Consider the following 24,287-nt stretch of genomic DNA (forward strand, 5'->3'; position numbering starts at 1 on the left):
TTAAATGATATATTAGCAAAGTTTTGAGAAAGTAGGGATTTCAGATGAAGGAAAGTACTTCATCCCAGTTTGAAAGAACGGTTTATATCTACACCCATATATGGACGGTCTTTAAAAGCTTTGGCAATTCTGCGTTCCTGCCATTGCAAACCAATTAATCCAGTTACAAATAGCATATAACCTGGTTCTTCCATCTGAGAGAAAATCAAACCGTGAATCAGCACATTCAGCATCAAAAACTTGGAAAAGTCATCTAAACAAAGCCGACGCCAAACAATAGAGAATAGATACAAGTATGCTCCTAAACCCAAGAATCCTAAATCTCCCCAAATACCAGCCCAGCCGAATAAAGGTGAGAACATACTAGAACTGCGACCTAATAAGCTACCCCAGACTACATCCGATATCTGTTGACTTACAGGATGAATAGTAGCACCTAATGGTTTTAATAAATCCCAATATTTACTCAACATCCATCCTCCTAGTCTACCAATAGTGTGTCCGGGACCCAGACCAAACAGCCAATTGAAGGGGGATTTGTAGTAAGAGTAAATCATCTTAATTCCTGTAGTTTTGAGTATAGTTGCCTCTCCGTCAGGACCGTAAAGCTCTGGTCTAATCCAAGTTTTAAAAGCGCGAAATAGTTCTAAATTTTGCACACACCATATTAATATCCAAGAAATTACAATTGCAGCTACCAAATACTGAATGGTTAGTTTAATATCTTTTACATTAATGAGAATCAAGATACCCCAGGATACCATCGATACTAATAGTACCTGTTTGGCATCGGCAAATAAAAGCTGAAGAAAAGCTGCCATGAAAACTGAAGCGCGGAGCCAAAGCGGAGAATTTTTGGCACTGACCAGATAATAAAGTCCAAAAGATATAGAGACAGAAGCACCGACAACATGACCGCTTCCCGAAAGATAAAAAACTCCTTGGATATTATCCCAAGGAATACCCATAGTGGTTGTACGCATGATGCCGATTTGTAAGAGAAGTTTCTGGAGGAGTGCCAAAAAGATGTGAAAACAAGAAAACCATATGAACCAATTTCTAAATTGTGTAAAACTACTTTTATCCATAGGGATAAAAATTAACGCCAGCAAAAACATATAAGGCTCAGTCAGCAGTAAATATTCTAAAAACAAATTGATAATCCCAGCATTATTCACTTGGGTGCTGACTATTGTCACTCCGAATAGAATTGCCAAACCAAACAGAAGACTCATGGAAATGGAAAATTGATTGCGATTCTTTGTTCTAGCTTGAAAGAGTACCAATCCGCTGGCGAAAGGAACAATAACAAAGTGGACAAAGTTAATCGGGGGTGGAAAACCTAATGTATCTAGTAACCGGGGAAAGAAAACAGTAGCAAATGCTATTAAAAGTAATGTTGAATTTTTGATAATATCAGATTTTTTTTTGAACAATTCCAGTTCATTATTCATATATTTTTGGTATGATTGAATTGGATATTTTCACACATTAATTTGAATTGCTGTAAGTACGAACTTTGCTGTAAATCTCCATCAATTGTTGGTAGTTATTTTGAGCGGTGTACTTAGCTTCAAACTCCGCCCGCACTTCAAGGCGCATTTGAGCCATTTCTGTTGGGTGTGTTAAAGCCCATTCCACCCGAGCAGCTAAACTGTGGGGATCGCCAGGGGAAAAATGCAGACCTGTTCGACCAGAATCTACTAACTCTGCGATCGCACCAATATTCGCAGCAATCACAGGAGTTCCTTTAGCAAACGCTTCAACAGCTACGCGACCAAAGGTTTCATACCATTTGGAAGGGAAAATTAAAAACATGGCTTCTCCCATCAGCGCATGAACTTCTGACATAGATTTGCGTCCCAGCCATTCAACTTGTGGAAGTCGTTTTGCTGCTGCTATCACTTGCTCAGATAACGGACCATCGCCGATAATCTTCAGTGGTATCGGTTCTTTCAAATGTTCCCAGGCTGCCAACAGCGTATCCAGCCCCTTTTCCACAGACAGTCTACCTACAAAAAGGGCATAGTCACCTCGTCCTTCTCCGACTCCAGGATCGGGATGAACAAAATTCGGCTTAACGACTATCTTTTTGGCTGGCAAACCACCTTGAATCATTTTCTGCCGTGCAAACTCAGTCAAGGTAATATATAGGTCTACCATCTCGGTCCAAGTGTTCATCGCCCGATGTACGGTGAGCATTGTCGCTACACCGGACGTGGCAATTTTGCTCTCGCGATAGCAGCCATGCTGCACTCCAGGATAGGGAATGAACTTGCCCAAACAGTCTTCACACACTGTCCCATCACGAAAAAACAGAGCATTGGGACACAGAAGACGGTAATTTCGCAAACTTTGGACTACAGGCACTTTCTGTTCCTTGGCTGCGTAGTACACAGAGGGAGAAATTAAAGGGAAAAAATTTTGGATGTGGACGAGATCGTAGCTTGAACTTTGCAGTCGTTGCTTGACGGTTGCGTGTGCTTCATTTGACCAGATTGTTTTTAACGCTATCTGTGCAGGATTTATCGATGCAACGCGATCGTTGTTCTCTTCATACACATCAACGTTATGTCCCATTTCCCGCAATAGTCTTTGTTCTGATTCGCTAGATTCATCTTCTCCACCGCGAATCTGATAGCGATTATGTATACTTAATACGCGCATTTAAAATATCTCCTTATGTGTCCCCGATAACTTTTTCATAGACTTGAGCGACTTTTTCTGCTGTCTGTTCCCAAGAAAACAGTTTCACCCTTGCTAAACCTTGTTCAACTAATGATTGACGATAAGAAGAGTCTTCATAAAGATGTCGTACAGCCTTGGCGATCGCTAAAACATCAGTAGGATTGACCAAAATAGCCGCATCACCCGCAACTTCCGGTAACGATGTCACATTAGAAGTAATCACGGCTGTTCCACAAGCCATCGCTTCCAAAATCGTCATGCCAAATCCTTCATAAACAGATGGGGCAATCAGGACATCAGCAGCGTTGTAAAGCTGAACCAAAATCGATTTATCCGGTTTGCCCAAATAACTGACAAAATCCTCCAAATTATGAGTTTGAATAAATTGTTTTTGCTCAACAGTAAAGTCAGCACCCGCTTTCCAAAAATGAAAAGGTAATTTTTGCTCTTTGAGAATCCCAAGCGCTTTTAAGATAGTAAAGACATTTTTACGAGGCTGATTGGAGCCAACATTGAGTAAGCAGATTGTCTCAGGTGAAATGTGATGTTGCCGGCGAAAAACTTCTATTTGTGTTTCTGAAAGTGGATAAAATATTGATTCAACGGCATTAGGGACAACAATTAAATCTTCTCGTTTAACATCAAGAAGTTTTACAGCATCTTTAGCAGTGTGAGCCGAGACGGTAATAATACGATTAGCTTGACGTATCCCCCTAACAGCATACTTCCAAGCTGCCATGCTGACACTGGGAATAATTGCTTGGGAAGAAACATTCTCCGGCTGGAGAAAATTAATTAAATCGTGGCACGTTACTATGATGGGCTTGCCAGTGTTTTTTAGCCAGTAGACAAGATGACCATCACTGTGGTCAATAACATGAAAAATGTCTACTTCCTGCTTTTTAACAGTTTGCGGGTAGTGCCAGTAGCGTTGATAATATTTCCCCAAACCGTTTAACAAAGAACTTCTTTTTTGCTTTTGTGCCGCTATCGGAGCTAATTCCAGAATTTCCCAGTCTGGTCGAACAGTTTTAAGACCGCTGACCAAACCATCGGCATAAACATCCATGCTTAAAGAAGCTTGTAAAGCTCTCCGGACAATTGCTATACGCATAGCTTTACTCACTTTGTATCTCCATGCTGTGAGAATTGGATGCTGGTATAGCCGATGCTACTGAGCCACCCTGCTGTGTGAGGATATTGCTCCACAGTTCAATTAATCGTTCAGCAATTCGTTTATGACTGTAGTGCTGATAAACTCTGTTAAGGCTGTAATTTGCAACTTCTGACCACCAAGCTGGATCGGAAATCAGACGTGCCAAAATTGCTGCTAGTTCTTGAGCATTTCCTTCGGTAAATACTAGATCCGAACGACCAATAACGTTGGGAATTTCTCCACAGTCAGAGCCAACTACCGGTATTCCCGTTGCCATTGCCTCAATTAAGACATGACCAAATTGCTCTTTCCAGGTGGTAACGGTGCGTGAAGGCAAAACCAAGACATCAAATTTTTTAATTTCTTGGGGAACTTCATCGTGTCGGACTCCACCTTGCCAGGTGATGAGTTCATCTACACCATATTTTTGCGCTTCTTGTCTGAAGATTAATTCATCATTACCAGAACCGCAGAGAATAACGCGGAAGTTGTAACCTTGCTCGCGCAGCAGGTGAGCCGCAGCTATTAATACATCAATACCTTTTTGATAAGACAAACGTCCCACAAAGCCAATGCAAAACTCAGAATTCTTTTGCTCTGGTGGTCGAGGTGTAAACAGCTCAGTATCAACTCCCATTTGGGGCATCACTTCCACAGGTCCTTGATAACCCCATTGTTTGACCAATTCCCCGCCTTCACAATTGCCAGCAATGATATATTTTGCTGTTTTGAGAACGAACTGACGTATCCATCGGCGCAGCGGTGATAGTCGTCGATCCATGTTCTCCCAACCGAAGAAAACCACACTTTTGTTGAGTAGCCGAGCGAAAATGGTAATTTCCAAAGCTGAAAGGGAAAAGACTTCTTGCTCAACTTGGATAATGTCAGGGCGGAAATCGATGATTGCTTTTAAGACTGCTAAGGGCGAATAGATATAAGCACCGACTCGTCCGGAAAACAATACTGGAGATGGATAAAGGCGAATACGCGGATATGGCTTCTCAACTGCAAATTTTTTGTTCCACTGTACAGCTTTCCATTGTTTGGGAACTAGCAAACCGACTTCTGCTTGATCAGTTGCGGCGATCGCGTCAAGTTTACCTTGATTGACACCAACAACATAAGTATGACTGACAAAAAGTACTCGGATGGGTGAAATCTTCATAGGAGATACCTAAGTTTGGGCATATTCAGAAATGGAGATATTTTCACCTTGCAGCAGAGATAACAAGTAAGTTTTATCTTTGGCGGCAATCAAATTGATAATTCCTGTTATGGAAGAAGCTGCTGGATCAAAATCTGTAATTTTTCCATTGCCACAGTATTGCCAAACTTTGTAATCGTGGCGTTTGAGTAGTTCTAACAAATCGCTAGGTCGATAACCAAAGCTAGCATAGCCCTTGGGAGAATACTCAAATAGCCAAGTGGATGCTTTGGTAGAAGGTTGATTGAGGATTTTTTCTGCGCCTTGAAATACCATTTTTTCGGCACCTTCAACATCAACTTTAATTAGGTCTATCTGACGCTGCTGATTTGACCAATAGGTGTCAAGAGATGTGCAAGCAACTTTCACCAGCTTTGCATCTTGACTCAGTTGTGTTTGTTTGCGAATTGATGAGACAGATGGTTCATCAAAAACTTCAAATTCTATTTCACCAATGGCATTACTAACCGCAGCACAATTGAGGGTAACATTGCTCAATTGATTCATCTGTACGTTGTTACTGAGGATAGGAAATAAATGAGATTGTGGTTCAAAGGCATGTACTTCACCCGTAGTTCCCACTTTCTCGGCAGCTAGTAGTGTATACTCACCAATGTGCGCTCCAACATCCACTACTACCATCCCCGGACGAAGAAAGTGGTGAATAAAATCCGCTGTTTCTAATTCCGAGTATCCTTGATAGTAAATAAGAGAGGCAGATCCAGTTTTAGGTACGCCAATTTTTAAGTTTTTTGTAAACTGAATGACATAGGGTTTATCAGTTAGAGTCCATCTTAGTCGCCACCATAAACGCTTCAGAAGTGCTTTCGCTGGATTTTGTTTGACATCTGGGCGAGCAAGGAATCGTTTCAGCCGCTCGAAATACATAAATATACCTCTTATAGAGATTTGAATTAGAAATTTGAATTCTTTTTTGTTTCAGCGCTCACAATTGTATCGCATTCGTATTGAGCTTTCCTTTCGTCACACCAACTACATAACGAGGTGGGACTGATAGAAAGTAAGTGCAAGCATGAATCGGTCATACTAGCTTTTCCTTTGCAGAGTGTGCAATTACCTGCTTCTTATGCCCACTCCATAGTTTAGGGCGCTTATGTGGGACAAACAACCAGGTAATTGCCATTTTTGCCAAGGGCAGAGGCAAGAATCCAACCCAAATAAACCAAACGCTAAAAATTAGTCGCTTCTGCCAGTTAAAATCTGAATATTTCCAGAGTGAAATAATACCCATGTAGACCAAGGGGAGCAAACGATCTGAAGGAATAGGGTGATTTTGAGGGTCTAACCGGAAAGAAGCCAAAAGAACCCACCAACGCCCCCAAGAGCGAAGTTTCAGGTCTTTAGGCAGTTCATAACCTAATTCCTTTGCCTTGAGTTCTAACAGGGCATATTTTTCCAGATCGTGTCTTATAAATCTTTGGAAGCGAGCGCCCGTTACCGTTGCCAAAGCCCATTGATTGCTATTATGAATTCGGTAAGCTCCCAGCGGTTCTTCGATAGCGACGACTTCCCCATAAAAAGGAATCAGGGTTGATAGATAGTCATCAGCTGTCAACTTGTATTGCTCGGAAATAGGAAAAACTTGCATCAGCGCTTTACGGTTAATGGCGTTACCACTAGTCGGTACACCGATATAACGACCAACTTCTAGCAATGTCCGCCACACTTCGCCACTTGCTAGCGGTTTGCTACCTTGAGGGTAGGAATAACCAAGAGGTTGTTTTGCGCCATCCACTACCGCTAGTCGGTAATGCACTTTAGCAAGTTCCGGTTTCCACACTGCGACAATATGTTCAACAGCATAAGGTAAAAGGTAGTCGTCGGAATCTAGAAAAATGACAATCTCGCCTTGACTGATAGCAAATCCACTGTTAAAGGCTGCGGCTTGTTTGCCATTTTCTTGATGAAGTATGGGAATAATTTTATCACCGTACTTGGCGATAACATCGCGGGAGTTGTCAGTCGAGCAGTCATCAACGACAATGACTTCGATATGGGGATAACTTTGAGCCAGAGCGCTATCAATCGCTTCTGCTAAGAAGCGCTCATAGTTGTAGTTGTTGATTATGATACTAACTAGGAGCTTAACCTCCATGCTTACATCTTCTCCATCTTGCAAACTAGTAAAAACACGTACTCAACAACCTACAGGTTCCTCAGTAAGTTCTTCACGGTTTGTCCCGCTACCGCCCAATTAAGACGTGATTGATATTCATGAAAACTGGAAAGAGCTAGCTTTTTGTATTCTGAGTAGTTAACAAATAAGTCTGAAATGTATTTGCAGTATTCGCTGATATTGGCATCTAGAGCAAATAACTTGCCATTAACATCGTCTGTTACTGCTGTGGGAATACCACCTGCTTTGGTAGCGAGGGATGGAACTCCAAAGGAGCTAGCTTCGCAAAAAACCACCCCGAAGCACTCTGCTCTTGAAGGTAAAATTAAGAAGTGCGATTCAGCCAGCAATTGAGATATCTTCTGTTTGCCTTCTACAGTGGATTTACTGATGAAACCGAGAGGTTTGACGTAACTTGGAAGTGGTTCATCAATAATCGGTTGGCAGCCAACAACTGTTAATTCTGTATTCAAGCCTGACTGATTCAAAGCTTTAGTCACTTCAAAGGCAATATCCCCCCCTTTACGAAACCAATCAACACCGAGAAACAGCAAGTTACACTTGTTTGATGGTCTAGACTCAATTAAATCTTTGACTTCATCAACGCTCTGGTAGTTCTCAAGGTTTGCGCCAAAAGGTACAACTTTGACTTTGGATGGATCGGCGTTGTAATCCTCAACAGCCGAGCGAGCCGCCCATTCAGATGCGTAGATAGCTAATTTGCATTTCTGCAAGACGAGATTCTCCGTTAAGTGCCCGTGCTCAATTGTTTCTCTACAGAGATTACTGTAGTGGGGGTAGAAATCTACTAGAGCCGCAAAGGTAGAATCTGCCCAAAATACCGTTGGCTGATTGCATTCCAGATAAGCAATGGGATTGGGTGTTATGCTAAACACGACATCCGTTTTTACCTCAGATAACTTCTGAGAGACCTGCTTTGCATACTCCTTCAAAATTATAGGTTCTGGGTCTTTGAGATATGTCTTCCCATGAAAAAATTCATTGTAATGACGCTTGCCTTTACGCACAGCTTTCAAAAAAAACTTATCCTTCAGGGGTCCAATATACTCAAGAGGAATGGATTGGTGGTTAAGTGTTTGAGCAATGTAATAAGAAAGACCAGACCAATTCTTTATCTCTAATGGACTGTAGTTTGTTACGTAAGCCAGCTTCATCGTTTATTTTACCTAACTTAATTTCATCGGAAAAATATCTAAAAAAAATACATAGAATAAAAATCAAAATTTTGAGGCATTTTTTATCAATTATTTGACTAAATACTATTCACTCTATAAAAGTAACGAATAGCGAATTTATCATTTTAACTAAAGCTTTTGGTTTGCGCTGAAGCATTATTAATTTTTAATTTTACAGAAAGGATTGTCAAGATTGTTTTCACAAAAAAGTTAATTGTTCTTAAGTCCATATGCCATTTAATTACTGTTATTGCTAATTTAACTAGTTTATTATTACAATTATAATCTCCAGACTGTGCTGTATAATAACGATGAGAATGCATTGAATCAAAATAAGACAAAACAGCTTTTCTTCCATCAATCTTTAGCTTATAATTTAAAAACTGATCTAATGCATTGCAGAATTCTGCTGATTTAATATTTTTTTGTCCATACCAATTGTTGTTGCTGTGAACTCGGTACTGAGAAAGTACATATTCTGTTGAATAAACGTCTCCTAGTAATGCTGCTGCTTTGACGAGAAAATCATCTGCTGATGTTCTCACTCCTTCGCATGGCAAAGGAAATATTCGCTCTGCAAGGGAGCGAGTCATGGCAAGACCGCTCGTAGGTGAACCAAGATAGGGAATATATCTATACTTACGTGCATGGTCATAGACTTCTGTGGAAGTACTAATTTTATATAACTCTCCATCTTTAGGCTTGCTTTTAGCCCTGCGTTTGTTGAGGTCTGGTAATTCACCCCTACTATTTATATCAATTTCAAGAGGTGAACCATTCTCATCCACAGCTTTGAGATAATTAAAGATAGTTACATCCGCAGTTTTTGCAGTGACCTGAGCAAATAAATCTATTATTTTGCTTACCTTATGAGCGTAAAATGTATCATCAGCATCCAGAAAACATATAATTTCACCCTTGCTAGCTTCAAACCCTGCGTTAAATGCAGAAGCTTGTCCGCCGTTCTCCTTTAATACTGCAATGATTTTATCTCCGTAACTGGTAATGATTTCTTTTGAATTATCCTTTGAGCCATCATCCACCACAATGACTTCAATATTTGGATATGTTTGGTTGAGAGCGCTGTCGATTGCTTCTTTCAAAAAGCGAGCATAATTATAGTTATTGATGAGTATGCTCACCAATGGAAGCTTTTCAGATTGAAGACTAGTAGCCATACTATAAATCATAATTGTATAACTAGAAACACTTGTATTTACCTACAAACACTCAACAAATTACAATCATCCAATCGAATGCTTTTTATTGAGGATTTAATATTTTTTGAACGGCTAAAGCTTTGCCCCTTATCTGAGCTTTAAAAAGACGACGCTCCTTAGGATGCATCTTCCAAAGTCGGTAATATTCAGATAATTTTATTTTCCACAATGGTTCCTGTGAATTCGGGATTTTACCTCGAAAGGACTCTAAAATTGTGAGAGAGTACGTAGTTCCTTCAACTATTCTTTCTAAATATTCCTCAGTAATACGACTTGCTGGAATAAGGTGTTTTAGCCGTAAAGCTGTAAAAATTCCTGTGCCGAAACCCATATCACAGGAGGTAAATGCTATATCTGTGTCCTCGCAGGCAAATAATATACGAGCCTTATTATCAGAACCCTTTCGACCTAAACCCAACCGCATTGGATCGTGTTTGACTAGATAGGCATACTTCTCTGCTACTATTTTTCGCACGCACAATCCAGCACCGTAAGGAGTTGTCTCATGTTGGTGTATCAAATTTGACCATCTCTCCTGCTCAAACTCTCGTACAGCTAAATATCCCCAGTAACGTTTTGTCCAATCTGGAGGTATTACTTCAAATTCAGGTATAGTTTGTCCACCCCAAACAGCAATCATTGGGTAGTCTTTACTGATTTGCAAAGCGACTTCAAGATAGTCTGATTCCAAAACGTTATCATCATCAACGAAAACCAGTGTTTCAGCTTTAGCTTCCCGAATCCCACGCAACCGAGCAGGTGTAAGACCTAGTTCTTCTTCTCGAAGATGGCGGGCTTTAGGATGCCAGCTCAGGTCAATAACTGAGGAGAGTAATTGCTCGCTTGCATTATCAATTAGCAACAGTTCCCATTGTTCAAACAGCAAAGTCTGGGATCTAAGTGCCGCTAAAACTTTATCAAAATAATCACTCTTGGGATTATGAGTACAGATGATGACGCTGACAGCTAGTTCCATAGCAAAAAGCAAGCCTTATTATAAAAATCTATTGAGATTAAGCTAATCTTTGTCTACGATATGGAGAATTTATCGAGAATTAACCAGGTCAAACACTCTTTTGTATGCAGTGTGTGCCAGTTCAATTTGTCGTTTAGCAGCTTCCAATAACTGCGGTTTTAACTGCTCGGCTGATTCCCAGGCGTGAGTGATACTCTCTACTAACTTTTTTTCTAATTCCGGATCATTCAACAAAAGAACTTCGCAACCCACACCAAACTGATCTGCTAGTCCGTAAAACTTATCTACGTAGTACTCAGACTTAGCCAAAGCAATGACTGGTATACCTTGAGAAAGGGCAAAAACACCTGCATGATAACTACCAGTAACAACTACCCGACAGCAACCTATCTGCTTAATGACTTTGAGCGGTGTATTTAGGTTTTGTCCACCATCGGAATTGTCGTCATAACCTTTTAAAAGCTTTTGGATAGTTACACTGTCAGATTCTATGAAACCCTCGGAAGATGAATGGTCAATTGGTGCAGGTATCAATGGAGCATCCCATTTTTTAGCTGCATCGTGTAAGGCTAATCGAACTGTTTCGAGCAGAGAAGAGTTTACACCTGAATACTCAGCAATCCTAAGATTTACGCCAATTCCATCACCAAGAGCTGTATTGCGATATCTGTAAGCTAATTCGATAGCATCATCACCTGTTGTAATAACTCGTTCCTGAGAAACACCAAGCGACTTAAGCAGTGGAACTCCAGCTCGTTTCTCTCTTAGAGAAATTAAATCTACTGATGGAAGAACATCTTTTGCCATATTAATAAGGTCTGGACTATTAATTGGTCCAAGACCTTGACCAAGCATAACTGTCGGCTTGCCAAGATGATTTGCTAACTCTAAAGTCTCTAAAGCCGCAATTGTACAAACTTTAAATGTATCAGTAATATATCCTCCACCCGTAGCGACTACTAGATCGGCATTAAAAACTACCTCCATAAATTTATCAAACTGTTTATGTTGCTCTGGCTTTCTTTTCAATTTAAAATCTATGAGTTTCCGCAATAAATATGGGTATTTTCTCCTAATTTCGTATTCTAAATGTCTCCAAAATTGAGTACTTTTAGAACTTGGTATAAGATTGTGAACAAAGTGTAAGGGAGGTCCTATCCATAGTTGACGACCAGATGGTAACAAAGGTAGGGTATCTGGACAGTATTCATAAAGCTTTTCTGGTGCTTTTGTGAAGATTGTAATCGAGGCATTGGGCCAGAAACTTTTTAACCTTTCTACTGCAACTTGAAGCATGGCTAAATCCCCAACATTAGTTAGGTTATAGCCGCTCTGTTCAACTAAAATTTTCATAATACTTGACTACTAATATAGACATGGACTTAAGTTTTGATCGCTCAAGACATAAACATTGTTTATTTGGTAAAGCTCCAACCTCTAAAGCTGCTTGTCCTAACTTTTATAAGTTGCGAAAAAGCTGACGTTACTGATTAATAATTTTATCAATCATGGCATTACTTACCTTTTTTATTGAAAATATTAACTAATTCCCGGACATTCTTGAGAGATTGCCTTCCAGAAGGTAGTGCAACAATAATGAGTAATGTAATGCCTGCATTGATTGCGAAAGCTATAGCTAAACCCAGCAACGGATTTGAAATTTCCACCCATTTACGAAATCCAAATACTGCCAACAACGCAGTTATAGCAGCAACTATGAAAGGTGCTATTGTGCGGTATATATCACCGGAACGTACCGCTCCTGCTCGTCCAACAAACCAAAATAGTAATGGTGTACGAATTAATAAACCACTGACTGAATAGGACAATGCTACACCTTTAGCACCCCACGGTAAACCTGCAACAATTGCAGCTATTGCTAAACCTCCATTTATTGCCCCCACTTGGAATAAATGATTGGTACGATTTTGAGTAAGAAAAATCCAGCTAGTAGACTGTGACACAGGTTGAGTCAGAGCTATGATGCCCAGTAAAGCAAATATGTTGCTGGCTTCGCTCCATTGAGATCCCAAAAGTAACCACACTATCCAATCTGAAGTGGATATCATAAAAACCACCAGTGGCAGTGTCAGAAGCGATAATACTTGCAGAACCTGAATATAGGCATCTCGATAACGCTTTGGAGACTCTACTAATCTGCTTAAAGTAGGTACAGCGACGGTGGAGATGGGTGCATTAATTTGTTGTAGTGGTAGCAGCAGTAATTGGTAAGCTTTACTATACAAACCTAACTGTTCAGCGCCCCAAACTTTCCCAATCAGTACGTTATCAACATTACGGGCAAGGTAATTAATTATATTAGCCCCAGTCAAGTTACCACCAAATTTCAGCATGGAGCGTACACCTGATCGCCGCGTAGGCAACCCTGGACGCCAACTACAGGCAATCCAAAATCCTGTAGTGCTAACAACTCCTGATATCAAGGGCACAATCACCAATGCCCAGTACTCTGCTCCATACCAAGCGGCAACAATTCCAGATAAAATGCCACTGAACATGGAGAGAATATCATTGAACATCAGCGCTTTGTACTGCATCTGGCGATTGAGCAAGGCACTATGTTGAACGCCTAACCCACCAATGATAATTCCAATTGATAGAGCAAGGGTAATCCAAATTAATCGCGGTTCCTGATAAAACCAGGCGATTGCCGGTGCGATCGCCACAGTTATTAACGCAGTTATGACACTGACTGCCACATTGACCCAAAATAGGATACTAACTTGCTCGTGAGTAATTTCCTCCTTTTGAACTGTTGCCATCGACAAACCTAAGTCTTTAAAGAGGCTGACGAACCCAGTAACCGCAGTCACCATACCGAATAAGCCGTAATCTTGCGGTGTCAGCAATCGAGCCAATACCACGCCAGAGGTTAAGTTCAAGCTGAACTTGAAAACTTGGGCAACCATTGTGACTGCACCACCACGAACAGAGCGCCTCTTGAGGTCATCCTTCAGATGATCGGTGCGGAAATATTTATCATTTTTTCCACCAGAAAAAAGATTTTTCATGAACTTCTGCGTAAGACCCAATAGGACACTATAAATTCACTAAACTATGAGCATTTCCCAAACAAAAATACACAAACAAATCAAAGTAGGTAGATAAGTTGGGTTATTGAAGCCTGTCTACTAGCACCTGAAAAATTAAGGGGTTTTCGCTCGCTTAACTGCCTACTTATCCAAAGAAACACGTAGCACATCCGGGTATTTTTTCAGCAAATTTCATAATTTTCACGCTTTGCTATTTTTAGGCAGATAACATGAGACATCGGGATTTAAAAAGAGCGATCGCTCCTTAAAACAGGTCTTGTATTTCTGTTCACTAGTTCCAATTCTACTGTTTGTACCAAAAATTCTTTCGTATTTTGTCAAAGCAGCCTTCTCTATAAATGCTTGCAAAAGGTATATGATGTACCCTGATAGAAGTTGAGCAGACACATCTTGGCTCTTCGTATAAGTAAGGAGCGATCGCGCTTACTTCAACTCTCCACAATTACTAATCTCTCCATCCCAAATAGCGTTCGCGGATACGAAATGGAGTACTAAAAGAACTCGACATTAAAAGTTGCTTTAAAGCCAACCACATAAAAGCTGGAATCGTCTGTGTATAACGATTCCAGAGACGCCGAGGTTCTTGAAGCCAGCGATACAGCCATTCAAAACCTAAGTCTCGCACCAAGCGGGGTGCGCGTTTATGGATTCCTGCATAAACAGGGAAAACTCCACCGACGCCAATCATTACCGCCTTGATTTTATCTTGATGTTGAGCCATCCATTTTTCTTGTTTTGGACAACCCAGAGATACGAACACTAAACCAGCACCACTGTTGTTGATCATCTTAATCAAAGCTTTGTCTTCAGTTTCAGTCAAAGGACGAAAGGGCAAAGGTTCCATCCCTGCAATTTTCAACTTAGGAAATTCCTGCTCTAACCTTTTTTGCATCAAAGAAAGAATATCTGGTTGAGAACCCGCAAAGAAAACACTGACGTTTTGTGTTTGCGCTAGCTTACACAAAGCTAAGAAAATATCCATCCCCGCTACGCGGTCTTGGTAACGCACTCCCAAAAGCCTCATCATCCAAACCAAAGGCATCCCATCAGGAGTGATTATATCTGCATTGTTTAAAACACTAGCAAACTCTGGATTCCAATGCGCCTCCATCAGCATATGTACGTTGGCTACGCAAACTGTCTTACTTTCGCGAGCGATCGCCCACCTAAGTATAGTCTGTATCTGGTCTTCAAAACGTAAAGCTGTAATCGGAAAATCAAGCACTCTTTGTTTAGGTAGAAAAATTCCCACCATTAAGTCACTCCTTGTGTCAAATGAAAATTCAGAACAACGACTAACCATTCCAAATATTGAAAATGTCAGATTTCATAAATGACTGACTTTTTTCAAGGGTTGAAGCATGGTTGAAGTTAACACATGGAGATGCAATAGCTTTTACTGTAAATTCTTGGCTTCCCTGGTAATTATTATTTCTTCTTCGCCTGTATAGTAATTTACTCTATAAAAAAGCAAAATTAGTAATTTTTCTGCAAAATTTATCTTAACTTTACATTTCCTTTTTAATTTGTTTACGTAAGCATTACAATCGCTTTAAAATTAGAAAAACAAATATTTACTTCACACAAAAATTCAGGCATCAGTGCGAAATCTTAGACAGTCGAACAGGCAAACCTTAATACTTGAGGATTGCAAATGTTAATTAGAATTTATATTTAATATTTTGATGAATTAACAAACAATCTGCTGTTACGTAGCTTAAATAACACCAATCTTCTAACTTTAGAGAAAAGTCCCAAAAAATAGGGGGAAGATTAACTTTTCTTCCCCCTGTTTATTGTTTTTGCGATTGTCTACGTTGTCGGCTTCTTTCAGCCTTTTTCGCAACATCTGTCGTTGTTTTTTAAGTTGTCGCTGTCTTGCAGAACCACCTCTACCTTTATCGTTTCTGCCTTCGCAACGGGGAGATTCCCATCTCTTTAATCGCATAATTATTAACCTCTCTTAAGTAAAAATCAGTGGAGTAAGATAACCAAACTTTTATTATTGCGAAGTCGCTGATAATTTATTTACCTTGCAGTTAATATTCACTATATACATTTTATATCGTAATTATCCCATCGTCAAATCAATATCGTAGAGGTGAACAAACATCATGATGAAAAACGGCTGCAATTAAGTTAATTTTGTGCAGTTTGATAAGCGGTTATCCATGCTGCATCGTCATTCAAAAAAGTAAACCCTCATTTACATTTATCATTGGCAATGACAACCACGTTGGCGTTTCAAGTTTCTTTCTCCTATACACTGCGTAACAGAAACTATCCGGGCTATTTTATTGCTTCAATTAAAACTAGACGAGAGAATCCATCCAATAATTGATAGCGATAAATAAGCGCTTGCTAACTTCTCTTATATATTCATGATTTTTCCACCGCGATCCGGAATTAAATATATAAATCGCAAAAAATACTTATAAATTTATTTAATATCCAGATGAAGGAAAAAAAGGGTGAAAACTCTCGATAGGCAATATTACAGGCTAATTTAACCCTTGTAACAGCTATATCTTTTTCCTATAACCTAATTTTTGCTTGAGATAGTGCTTCTGCTGTGGGTGATATACATCCCACGAAGCACAATATATTATGCTCACACGAATAACAGTTCGTTATTGATGGCAAAAAGCATCTAAGTAGCTTATCTAAAACTTTATCTTGTTAAAATTCGGGAACTTGTACGTGTTTGATTGTCCCTGCGTAGTGCTTCATAATTATCTCTGGTGAATTTCCAACCCATTTGGCTACTTGTACAACACTTACACCAGCTTCTAACGCCATACTCACAAATGTATGACGGGTGTTGTACTGAGGACGGTAACGTTCTATTTTGCCTTCTTTGACTAGCCCAGTTACAATACCTACCTTTCCCTTACTTTCCTCACCACTCCACACATTATGTAGAAAGGTAGCAGCATTAATAGGTTGACCCTTACGATTAGGAAATACTAACTCATCAGACTTATAGTTTTTAGGACGAATGTCTAGCAGTAGATACTGTAATTTGGCATTGCAAGGAAATTTCCGACTTTTGTGAGTTTTAGTATCTTTACGAATACCTTTTGACATTGCCTCAGAGAATGTAATTTGCGTACAGTCATGATTAATGTGTTTCCATTGCAACCCGATGGCTTCTGAGGTTCTGCAACCAGTCATAAACAAGAACTTTATGTAAGGTGCGTAGTAGCAATGTCTCGGATGATCGAGGAAAGCAGAGATTATAGCGTCACGTTCAGCATGACTAAATGGATCAATTATTTCTGTTTCATCTTTGACTATCTTGATTTTTTCAACCATTCCCTTAAAAGGGTTATCAGTGACAAGTGAGACTTTAACACCCCATTCGCAACAGGCATTAAATTGAATTAGTAACTGTTTGGCAGTGCTTGGAGTTTTTGTTTTTAGTAGATAGTCACGAATGTCAACAGCGTTGCTTAAATCTTGAGTTGGCAGTTCTTGTATTGCGTTTAAATACCGTTTTTGATAGCTATGTAGAAAGGTAGTAGGGGCTATTTGTGGTTTGCGGTACTCAGTATATTTATCCCACAGTTCAAGCAATGTTAGTGCTTTGTGTGTTTCTTCTTGTAGCTGGACTAACCTTATATGAGTTTGTGACCTGTACTTAACCAGTGTGAGGTCAAACAAATCACCAGCAATATCAGCCTCGATTTGCTTTACTTTATTCTTAGCTAGCTGCTGATTTTCCGGACTATCATCTAAACTTAGTGTCAAGTATTTCTGTTTACCACCGTAAAGTTGACGTGGCAACCGCAACCGTAACCTACCTTGGAAAGTTTCGATACCTACAGAACCTTCAAATCCTTTTTGTTGTGGGTTCATTACTTTGCCTTGACTATGAACTGTGGCGAGTACAAAGATCATAGTTAAGTCATCGTCAAATAGTCAATAAAAAACAGAACTAAAAATATAGGGTTCCAGATAGGTTGGCTGAAACCCTATATTTATCTATATTTTTACAGTGGGCAGGAGGAGAATCGAACTCCTATGATCTCACGATCGTCACATTTTGAGTGTGATGCGTCTACCAGTTTCGCCACCCGCCCTTGGGTGCAACTTCACTATTATACTCTTTTTCTGACGAATGCAACAACTTTTGATATTCTTTGCTGCTTGCCCAGCGATCAATTTCTCGCGCCCGCAGTACTGGCACTGGATGCGATAATTGAGCGGTGCGAGCGACTTTGACCATTTCACCCAATTCGGTCTTGCTGATATCATCGTAAGCGCGGGCTTGGGCGACAAAGGCATCAAGGTTGAGTTGGGGTGCTAATGTTGGCGAACCACCGGCAAGCTTCATCAAGACTGACATGACAACTTTGGGATCTTGGGTGGCTAATAATGCGGCGCGATCGCATGTAAACTCAGCACAGCGTACCCATTCTAAAAGTTGTGCTTGTATGCTTTGTGCTAGCACTGCTCCTATATTTGGTAGACTTGCGGCTGCTAATACCAATAAATTTACCGGAGTCAGGTAAACGCTGTGATCGCACTTAAGATGTCCTAACTCATGGGCAATCACTGCCTGAATTTCAAGAGGGGTAAGTAGATCGATCAGCGAAGTGTGTACGACAATAAAAGGCTGTTTCCCCCGCATGGCAAAAGTATAAGCGTTGGGAGCCGGATGTTGGCGGATGTAAAGTTGAGGAGGCTCCATATCCAGTATTTTACAAGCTTCTAACAAGAGCTTGTGTAGATCGGGCAATTGTTGTTCGCCTACCAAAACGCTGGAGGCAATATTTTCTACATAAAAAACTTGCTCTGCCAATGGTCCGAGCAAATTCCGCACCAGCATGTCTAATCCGGGTATCTGCTTGAGAGCAAGAGTTGCTTCCAAGTCTAAAGGATGACGAAAAGAATCTGCTTTGATACCAATGAGCTGAGTCTTAAAAAAGGACATAGCAATCGAAGAACTTGAAAGTAAAAAACGGTGGGATATATACAGCCTCCCACCGTTAGTATAACGACAATTAGGCAGGGCAGATGCCCTACCTATTACTCGTAATGAGCGCTCTTTGCGCTTAAAATTGAGCGATAAATCGCTCACTACGAATTTTCAAAACTAATGACATAAACCACTACGTTGAAATCGACGCTTGAGGATTACTGGCTTTTGCAGGTAATTCTGCATCTGTCGGTGTTTCGCTGACGCGGAGGATTTTTGCTCCTAATTGCTGCAACTTGATATCAAGGCGATCGTATCCGCGATCTAAATGGCGCAATCCTTGAATTGTAGTTTTGCCTTCAGCTGCCAGTCCTGCCAAGACTAAGGCTGCTGATGCCCGCAAGTCTGTACCTAATACAGGTGCGCCAGACAACATCGGTACTCCCCGAACGAAGGCTGCGTTACCTTTAACGCGAATGTCTGCCCCTAGGCGATTTAACTCGGAAGCGTGACGCAAGCGATTTTCAAACACAGATTCGTTGATTATGCTATCGCCTTCTGCTACGGTCAGCAAAGCCATAAATGGTGCTTGCATATCCGTGGGAAAGCCAGGATGGGGCAAGGTTTCAATATCCGTTGCTCTCAGAGTTTGAGCAGGCATTATGCGTAAGCAATCGGGCGCTTCTTGAATTATGGGCACGCCAATATCTCGTAGTTTAGCAAGTACTGGGATTAAATGCTCGGGGACTACTGGTGAGAGGGTAATTTCCGATCGCGCGATCGCTCCAGCAACTAAAAATGTACCTGTTTCAATGCGATCGGGAATAATCGAGTAGTCAACAGAATGCAATTTGGGAACACCGACGATGGTAATCGTACTAGTGCCGGCACCTTGAATTTTTGCTCCCATCGCGTTACAGAAATTCGCCAAATCGACTACTTCTGGTTCGCGTGCAGCATTTTCCAGGGTCGTTTCCCCATCTGCCAGAGTAGCCGCCATCATCAAGGTTTCCGTTGCACCAACGCTGGGGCTGTCCAGGTAAATTTTGGCTCCTTTGAGCCTACCATTGCTACCTGGAACGTAAGCATTACAAATGCCATGTTCTATCTGCACTTCGGCTCCCATCGCTTGCAGTCCCCGGACATGCAAATCAACCGGTCTTGCCCCAATCGCACAACCACCGGGTAATGGCATCTGTGCTACTCCCAGTCGTGCCAAAATTGCACCAATGGCAAAAAAACTCGCCCGCAACTGGGTAACTAGTTCGTAAGGAGCTTTGGACGTTGTAATTTCGCTAGCGTTGATATCTAAAATATCATCGTGTTGCTCTAAACGAAGACCCAAAGCTGACAAAACTTGACCCATCCGCTTGACATCAGCCAATAATGGAACGTTGCGGATGCGGCAATCTCCCGAACATAGTAAGGCTCCAGCCATGATTACCAATGCTGAATTTTTTGCCCCACTAATTTTCACATGACCTCGCAAACGATGCCCACCCCAGATTTGCAAGACTGAGGAGTCTGCTTCAGGTAATTTGGCATCCGGTAAGCTGGTATTGGTATTAATAAGCCTGCTCTCCTAAAGAAATTCAGTAATTTTAAAGATTTGAAGTTGGTTTCGATTCTACAGTAAAGATTCGATTTGTCTACATTTTTGCGCTAGGTCTGGCATTAATTTAAGTGGAATTGGCGAGCCAAAGCAATTTGGAGTAAGCCTTTTAAGCATTTGTAAAATAAGTGCGCTCCTAGTAATGCCAACGTATTGCGGGAGTGGGGGAGTGGGGGAAGGGGGGAGAGGGGGACAAGGAGGACAAGGAAGACAAGGGGGATAAATGCCCAATGCCCCATGACGGCAGATGCAGATAGCGCTCTTAACCCGACGCGGTTGTGCTGTAGCCTGTGGAACCCGTCGGTCCGCAAGAAGCGATCGCAACGCACAGCCAAACCTATGCCCTTCGGACGGCAGGTGCAAAGGCTATCTTTTGACCGAACGCACAGCCAAACCTATCCCCAATGCCCCATGCCCAATTACCAATTCCTGATTTTACCCTCAGGGCGTTGACAAAAGTTAGAAAATAAGCGACAATAAAAAACGGTGATTAAATAATGCCAGCGGAACTGGCGGAATTGGCAGACGCGCTAGATTCAGGTTCTAGTGCCGCAAGGCTTCCGGGTTCAAGTCCCGGGTTCCGCATATCAGTTAGGAGTTGTGGAGACGCGCTCGGTCCGGTCTGTACAGGAGGCGCAAAGTTAAATTTGTTTTCTTTGAATTGCTAACTTATAACTCATAATTTTTAATGTTAACTAGTTTACAGAATTCTTTAGTAAAGCAAATCCGCAAATTACACTCAAGGAAGGAGCGTCACAAGCAGGAGTTGTTTTTACTGGAAGGTACGCATTTGCTGGAAGAAGCTTGTGCGGTGAATTATCCGCTGGAAGTTGTGTGTTGTACGCTACAATGGCAAGCGGCTCATTCTGCACTTTGGGAGCAAGCTAGTAGTCGGTGCGATCGCTTTGAAATTGTCAGTGAAGAAGTATTGAGTGCGATCGCTACGACAGTACAACCGGATGGTGTTATCGCTACCGCCAAACGAAGCTCGGCAATGCAAGTTCCGTTCGCTGGGTTGCTGCTAGCTTTGGAAACTATACAAGATCCGGGCAATTTGGGGACGATGATTCGGACTGCGGCAGCGGCTGGCGCATCGGGGCTGTGGCTGAGTGCAGATAGTGTAGATTTAGATAACCCCAAAGTGTTACGCGCCAGTGCCGGTCAGTGGTTTCGCTTGCCAATGGCGGTAAGTGCTTCTTTAAAAGATACAGTCAGTCTTGCCAAGCAAGCAGGAATGCAGATTGTGGCAACTATGCCAAGTGCGACTTTAACTTATTGGCAAGTAGATTGGCAAAAACCAAGTTTGATTTTATTGGGTAATGAAGGTGCGGGTTTGTCGGCTTCTTTAGCGGCAATGGCAGATATAGAAGTGAAAATACCCCTGAGTCCAGGGGTGGAATCTTTGAATGTGGCGATCGCCGCAGCTTTAATGTTGTATGAAGCTCAACGGCAGATTAGGAGTTACAAAAAGCAAAGCAGCGGTAGAGACGTTCGGTCTGGAACGTCTGTAGGGGAGGAGCAAAGTGAGGAGTTAGGAGTTAAGAATTATAAACTCGTAGGCGTTGCATAATTAAGGGATGAACTGTCCTCAGTGTGCATCTACCCATGTCCGGAAGAACGGGCATCGCCGTGGTAAACGCTCACTACATTTGTATATCATGCGATCGCGCAGAGCGCACGCTTCGCGAACGCCAATTTCTAGAATCATATTCACTCGCGTGGATACAACGACGAAATTAAACAACAATGTCTAACCATGTATGTAAATGCCATAGGTTTTCGTGCCGCCCTCGCGCCTAACTGGAGTCAATCATAATACGGTAATAAACTGGGTGAAAAAAGTTGCTTCCAAATTACCAGATGCGCCTGAACATTCACAAATTCCTGAGGTCTTTTCAAGTGGATGAGCTGGAGACGTTTGTTAAAAAAAAACAAGATATGGGTATGGACAGCAGTAAATAACGGTCTTCCAGGTATTTTAGCTTGGACTTTAGGTGACCGTAGCGCTAAAACAAGAAGCAAAGCTATGGAAAATTATTAAATGTTGGAAATGTTATTTTTATGTGACTGATGGATATCCAGTTTATCTATGTTTTATTGATGATTGTGACCAGATAATCAAAAAAACATACATGACACTCGTGATGTGAGAAAACACCAGATTAAGACCAAAGGCGGAGCGTCTCCGGCTTTGCATTACTTGGCACGCCTGAGAGCGAAAAACTCTTTGCTATTCGCGCATCCGAAGAAATGCTTAAACTATCAATTCGATTGTTACTGCACTACCTCCATCATGGATTTGTACCCTTAGTAGCCTAGTTCATCCCGCAACGGGAGCAACGCCAACTCGTAACTTTTATTTTATTTTATTTTCCAGATATTGTTCGATATCAGCAACGGCATCTTCCAAAGCCTCTAAATCAATTTCTGCTTTTATTTCAAATAGTTCAGCATCACTGGTTTTAGCAGTATCGGTTTTTAAAGTTTCTTCCTCTTCAGTCGGACTCTCTTGTAATATATCCTCCAACTCATCGAGGGATTGAAGAAACTCTTTAGCGGCAGCGCGGCGTTGTTGCTGATTTTGCTCCATAATTTTGATTTGATAATCGTGATTGCAGTTTATAATTATGGTTATCTGTACCAAAACTAATTTATTCTGTATCAAATTTACACATTAAAAGGCTTGATGGCAAAATCAGCTAATGTGAAGTAAAACAAGGTTTGCACTTCGCGACCCCGCACACAAGGCACAAGTAAACTAGTTTGAGCGTAACTCGTTTACTTGTGCTGCAAATTGGGGGCAACGCGAATATCTGATATCCGTTATAAGTTATAAATCAGCCCCGCGCACTTCAATTGCCTACGGGAAGTAAGTGGGCGTAATTAAACATAAAATGTAGCTTTAGTTAGTAGTGAGCGGTTTACCGCTCAATTGCAAGAGTTTAAAGCGGATAGAGCCGCTCATTACATTCAGTCCGCGTTTATTTTCACTTGTCCACTTATGAACGTATATAAAATAAAGTTAATTTAACTTATGAAAAATATACAAATCAATATAAAATCTAGATAATTTTCTCATCTAGAAAATAGGCAATTTTCAACTTTGTTAATGAAGTTAAGTGATATTACTGTTGTCTCATTCTCGACTACTGCAAGAAATCGAAGAAAAGATATCTATCCGCAATTTATCTGGTTCTCAACCATACATTTACCTTCTTCCCTCAAAAATTGCCCAAAGTATTGCCATCTAAAAAGTTATTTGGTGTACATTTATACTAATAAGCCACTAGGAATCGGTCGCGGGCGCATTGTTTTGGCTTCTACCCATACCCACAGCGCCTCGTGCCGTAACTAATAATTCGTCTTGGTATGGAGTGCGGATTTCGTAGCGCCGAATCGCACGGCTACCCCGCATTTGGTGTAACCAAGTGGTGATTTCTAAGGTATCACCTGCTACTGCTGGGCGCAGATACTCAATCTCTACGCAACCCATGACAAATACGCCCGCCAATTCTCGGTATACCTCTAAAGTTAAGCCTAAGTGTTCTGAGTGTTCAATCGCTGCCCTAAATAGTTTTGGTAAACGGCGTTGTTAACGTGTCCGAGAGCATCCATTTCGTAGTGCCGAACCCGCAATAAAGTCTTGAATTTTTCCATTGGTTGTGATTCCTCAGTGATGCACTGCTCTATGTAGTCGGCGCGATCGAGCACTCGATCGCGCCGACTAGTAAAGAGTTATCTTAGTGCGTTAAGAATGTTTTCAATTTAATTAAATTTTCTAATGTAAACGCTCAATTATGAGAAGATAAAAATTAGGTTAAAAAGAAAAATTTTCTTTTTGTAAGTTTTTGTTTTGGCAAGGCGACGCGTTAGCCCCTGCTACATTTCTACATGTATTTAAATCGCTGTTAATTAGTCTTTGGAAGTGAGCATTTTAAAGCTTCGTACTTTCAAGGATGAAGTTAACTTGAGTTGAGTACAGGTTTAGCAAAATTTGGAGGGGTTTGCAACTGAATCAAAATAATTAGACAATCTTCACCATAGTTGGACATTTAACCGTTTGTGGCGACTATATGTCCAAGTTTTTAGAAAAAACGACATTA

At 41.1% G+C, this 24,287-nt stretch carries 21 protein-coding genes, 2 tRNA genes and 1 pseudogene; 4 read left to right on the plus strand and 20 right to left on the minus strand.

The features are described 5' to 3' along the window. Positions 1–59: 59 nt before the first annotated feature. From AABK37_RS19565 to murA, 17 genes are all read right to left on the minus strand, one after another. The gene (locus AABK37_RS19565) at positions 60–1,454 is read right to left on the minus strand and encodes a hypothetical protein (protein WP_432553210.1); all 1,395 of its coding nucleotides are present in this window, start codon (positions 1,452–1,454) and stop codon (positions 60–62) included. Positions 1,455–1,491: 37 nt separating this feature from the next. Beyond that, positions 1,492–2,667, minus strand: coding sequence for a glycosyltransferase (locus AABK37_RS19570; protein WP_432553211.1), 1,176 nt, complete (start codon positions 2,665–2,667; stop codon positions 1,492–1,494). A 13-nt stretch (positions 2,668–2,680) separates the two neighbouring features. After that, a complete protein-coding gene (locus AABK37_RS19575) occupies positions 2,681–3,814 on the minus strand; it encodes a glycosyltransferase family 4 protein (RefSeq protein ID WP_432553212.1) in 1,134 nt (377 codons plus the stop codon). Then, positions 3,807–5,009, minus strand: coding sequence for a glycosyltransferase (locus AABK37_RS19580; RefSeq protein ID WP_432553213.1), 1,203 nt, complete (start codon positions 5,007–5,009; stop codon positions 3,807–3,809). The genes AABK37_RS19575 and AABK37_RS19580 overlap by 8 nt, the downstream gene beginning before the upstream one ends. Positions 5,010–5,018: 9 nt before the next feature. Beyond that, entirely contained in the window at positions 5,019–5,936 is a 918-nt protein-coding gene (locus AABK37_RS19585) for an FkbM family methyltransferase (RefSeq protein ID WP_432553214.1), read from the minus strand. A 154-nt stretch (positions 5,937–6,090) separates the two neighbouring features. Then, positions 6,091–7,164, minus strand: coding sequence for a glycosyltransferase (locus tag AABK37_RS19590; protein WP_432553215.1), 1,074 nt, complete (start codon positions 7,162–7,164; stop codon positions 6,091–6,093). Between the two features lie 50 nt (positions 7,165–7,214). Further along, positions 7,215–8,360 carry a glycosyltransferase family 4 protein gene (locus AABK37_RS19595; protein WP_432553216.1) on the minus strand — a complete coding sequence of 382 codons (1,146 nt, stop codon included), beginning with the start codon at positions 8,358–8,360 and terminating at the stop codon, positions 7,215–7,217. Between the two features lie 146 nt (positions 8,361–8,506). After that, a complete protein-coding gene (locus AABK37_RS19600) occupies positions 8,507–9,559 on the minus strand; it encodes a glycosyltransferase family 2 protein (RefSeq protein WP_432553217.1) in 1,053 nt (350 codons plus the stop codon). Between the two features lie 85 nt (positions 9,560–9,644). Then, positions 9,645–10,577 carry a glycosyltransferase gene (locus AABK37_RS19605; protein WP_432553218.1) on the minus strand — a complete coding sequence of 311 codons (933 nt, stop codon included), beginning with the start codon at positions 10,575–10,577 and terminating at the stop codon, positions 9,645–9,647. Positions 10,578–10,646: 69 nt separating this feature from the next. Further along, positions 10,647–11,930: a polysaccharide pyruvyl transferase family protein gene (locus AABK37_RS19610; RefSeq protein ID WP_432553219.1), complete on the minus strand. Its 1,284-nt coding sequence runs from the start codon at positions 11,928–11,930 to the stop codon at positions 10,647–10,649. 161 nt (positions 11,931–12,091) lie between these two features. Beyond that, the gene (locus tag AABK37_RS19615) at positions 12,092–13,609 is read right to left on the minus strand and encodes a lipopolysaccharide biosynthesis protein (protein WP_432553220.1); all 1,518 of its coding nucleotides are present in this window, start codon (positions 13,607–13,609) and stop codon (positions 12,092–12,094) included. Positions 13,610–14,096: 487 nt separating this feature from the next. Beyond that, the gene (locus tag AABK37_RS19620) at positions 14,097–14,906 is read right to left on the minus strand and encodes a WecB/TagA/CpsF family glycosyltransferase (RefSeq protein WP_432553230.1); all 810 of its coding nucleotides are present in this window, start codon (positions 14,904–14,906) and stop codon (positions 14,097–14,099) included. A gap of 486 nt (positions 14,907–15,392) precedes the next feature. Next, positions 15,393–15,599, minus strand: a complete 207-nt coding sequence (locus tag AABK37_RS19625; RefSeq protein WP_432553221.1) for a hypothetical protein — start codon at positions 15,597–15,599, stop codon at positions 15,393–15,395. Positions 15,600–16,330: 731 nt separating this feature from the next. Beyond that, positions 16,331–17,509: a tyrosine-type recombinase/integrase gene (locus AABK37_RS19630; RefSeq protein WP_432553222.1), complete on the minus strand. Its 1,179-nt coding sequence runs from the start codon at positions 17,507–17,509 to the stop codon at positions 16,331–16,333. Between the two features lie 140 nt (positions 17,510–17,649). Then, positions 17,650–17,733, minus strand: a tRNA-Leu gene (locus AABK37_RS19635). Next, positions 17,712–18,587, minus strand: coding sequence for a M48 family metallopeptidase (locus AABK37_RS19640; RefSeq protein ID WP_432553223.1), 876 nt, complete (start codon positions 18,585–18,587; stop codon positions 17,712–17,714). The genes AABK37_RS19635 and AABK37_RS19640 overlap by 22 nt, the downstream gene beginning before the upstream one ends. A 178-nt stretch (positions 18,588–18,765) precedes the next feature. Then, on the minus strand, positions 18,766–20,142 hold the full coding sequence (murA, locus tag AABK37_RS19645) for a UDP-N-acetylglucosamine 1-carboxyvinyltransferase (protein WP_163519423.1): 1,377 nt from the start codon (positions 20,140–20,142) through the stop codon (positions 18,766–18,768). A gap of 195 nt (positions 20,143–20,337) precedes the next feature. Between murA and AABK37_RS19650 the strand changes: the two genes are divergently transcribed. The 4 genes and pseudogenes from AABK37_RS19650 (at position 20,338) to AABK37_RS19665 (ending at position 22,503) form a co-directional block, all read left to right on the plus strand. Then, positions 20,338–20,637, plus strand: a complete 300-nt coding sequence (locus tag AABK37_RS19650; protein ID WP_432553224.1) for a hypothetical protein — start codon at positions 20,338–20,340, stop codon at positions 20,635–20,637. 50 nt (positions 20,638–20,687) lie between these two features. Then, positions 20,688–20,769, plus strand: a tRNA-Leu gene (locus AABK37_RS19655). Positions 20,770–20,872: 103 nt separating this feature from the next. Then, positions 20,873–21,754 (plus strand): TrmH family RNA methyltransferase, encoded by an 882-nt coding sequence (locus tag AABK37_RS19660; RefSeq protein WP_432553225.1) that lies wholly within the window; start codon positions 20,873–20,875, stop codon positions 21,752–21,754. A 7-nt stretch (positions 21,755–21,761) separates the two neighbouring features. Continuing rightward, positions 21,762–22,503: pseudogene (locus tag AABK37_RS19665) on the plus strand (IS1 family transposase). A gap of 37 nt (positions 22,504–22,540) precedes the next feature. Here AABK37_RS19665 and AABK37_RS19670 read toward each other — a convergent pair. The 3 genes from AABK37_RS19670 to AABK37_RS19680 all read right to left on the minus strand — a co-directional run bounded on the left by AABK37_RS19670 (position 22,541) and on the right by AABK37_RS19680 (position 23,841). After that, positions 22,541–22,774 carry a hypothetical protein gene (locus AABK37_RS19670; protein ID WP_432553226.1) on the minus strand — a complete coding sequence of 78 codons (234 nt, stop codon included), beginning with the start codon at positions 22,772–22,774 and terminating at the stop codon, positions 22,541–22,543. A 696-nt stretch (positions 22,775–23,470) separates the two neighbouring features. After that, entirely contained in the window at positions 23,471–23,677 is a 207-nt protein-coding gene (locus AABK37_RS19675) for an acyl-CoA thioesterase (protein ID WP_432553227.1), read from the minus strand. Between the two features lie 44 nt (positions 23,678–23,721). Continuing rightward, positions 23,722–23,841 carry a hypothetical protein gene (locus tag AABK37_RS19680; protein ID WP_432553231.1) on the minus strand — a complete coding sequence of 40 codons (120 nt, stop codon included), beginning with the start codon at positions 23,839–23,841 and terminating at the stop codon, positions 23,722–23,724. Positions 23,842–24,287 lie beyond the last annotated feature (446 nt).

Origin of the sequence: Tolypothrix sp. VBCCA 56010, from assembly GCF_050875635.1 — a bacterium.
Taxonomy (GTDB): Bacteria; Cyanobacteriota; Cyanobacteriia; order Cyanobacteriales; family Nostocaceae; genus Hassallia.

What these genes read in the sequence shown, in the direction of transcription:
- AABK37_RS19565 (WP_432553210.1), bottom strand. Translation starts at nt 1,454, where the DNA reads ATGAATAATGAACTGGAATTGTTCAAAAAAAAATCTGATATTATCAAA.
- AABK37_RS19570 (WP_432553211.1), bottom strand. Translation starts at nt 2,667, where the DNA reads ATGCGCGTATTAAGTATACATAATCGCTATCAGATTCGCGGTGGAGAA.
- AABK37_RS19580 (WP_432553213.1), bottom strand. Translation starts at nt 5,009, where the DNA reads ATGAAGATTTCACCCATCCGAGTACTTTTTGTCAGTCATACTTATGTT.
- AABK37_RS19585 (WP_432553214.1), bottom strand. Translation starts at nt 5,936, where the DNA reads ATGTATTTCGAGCGGCTGAAACGATTCCTTGCTCGCCCAGATGTCAAA.
- AABK37_RS19590 (WP_432553215.1), bottom strand. Translation starts at nt 7,164, where the DNA reads ATGGAGGTTAAGCTCCTAGTTAGTATCATAATCAACAACTACAACTAT.
- AABK37_RS19595 (WP_432553216.1), bottom strand. Translation starts at nt 8,360, where the DNA reads ATGAAGCTGGCTTACGTAACAAACTACAGTCCATTAGAGATAAAGAAT.
- AABK37_RS19600 (WP_432553217.1), bottom strand. Translation starts at nt 9,559, where the DNA reads ATGGCTACTAGTCTTCAATCTGAAAAGCTTCCATTGGTGAGCATACTC.
- AABK37_RS19605 (WP_432553218.1), bottom strand. Translation starts at nt 10,577, where the DNA reads ATGGAACTAGCTGTCAGCGTCATCATCTGTACTCATAATCCCAAGAGT.
- AABK37_RS19610 (WP_432553219.1), bottom strand. Translation starts at nt 11,930, where the DNA reads ATGAAAATTTTAGTTGAACAGAGCGGCTATAACCTAACTAATGTTGGG.
- AABK37_RS19615 (WP_432553220.1), bottom strand. Translation starts at nt 13,609, where the DNA reads ATGAAAAATCTTTTTTCTGGTGGAAAAAATGATAAATATTTCCGCACC.
- AABK37_RS19620 (WP_432553230.1), bottom strand. Translation starts at nt 14,906, where the DNA reads ATGGTGGGAATTTTTCTACCTAAACAAAGAGTGCTTGATTTTCCGATT.
- AABK37_RS19625 (WP_432553221.1), bottom strand. Translation starts at nt 15,599, where the DNA reads ATGCGATTAAAGAGATGGGAATCTCCCCGTTGCGAAGGCAGAAACGAT.
- AABK37_RS19630 (WP_432553222.1), bottom strand. Translation starts at nt 17,509, where the DNA reads ATGAACCCACAACAAAAAGGATTTGAAGGTTCTGTAGGTATCGAAACT.
- AABK37_RS19640 (WP_432553223.1), bottom strand. Translation starts at nt 18,587, where the DNA reads ATGTCCTTTTTTAAGACTCAGCTCATTGGTATCAAAGCAGATTCTTTT.
- AABK37_RS19660 (WP_432553225.1), top strand. Translation starts at nt 20,873, where the DNA reads ATGTTAACTAGTTTACAGAATTCTTTAGTAAAGCAAATCCGCAAATTA.
- AABK37_RS19670 (WP_432553226.1), bottom strand. Translation starts at nt 22,774, where the DNA reads ATGGAGCAAAATCAGCAACAACGCCGCGCTGCCGCTAAAGAGTTTCTT.
- AABK37_RS19675 (WP_432553227.1), bottom strand. Translation starts at nt 23,677, where the DNA reads ATGGGTTGCGTAGAGATTGAGTATCTGCGCCCAGCAGTAGCAGGTGAT.
- AABK37_RS19680 (WP_432553231.1), bottom strand. Translation starts at nt 23,841, where the DNA reads ATGGAAAAATTCAAGACTTTATTGCGGGTTCGGCACTACGAAATGGAT.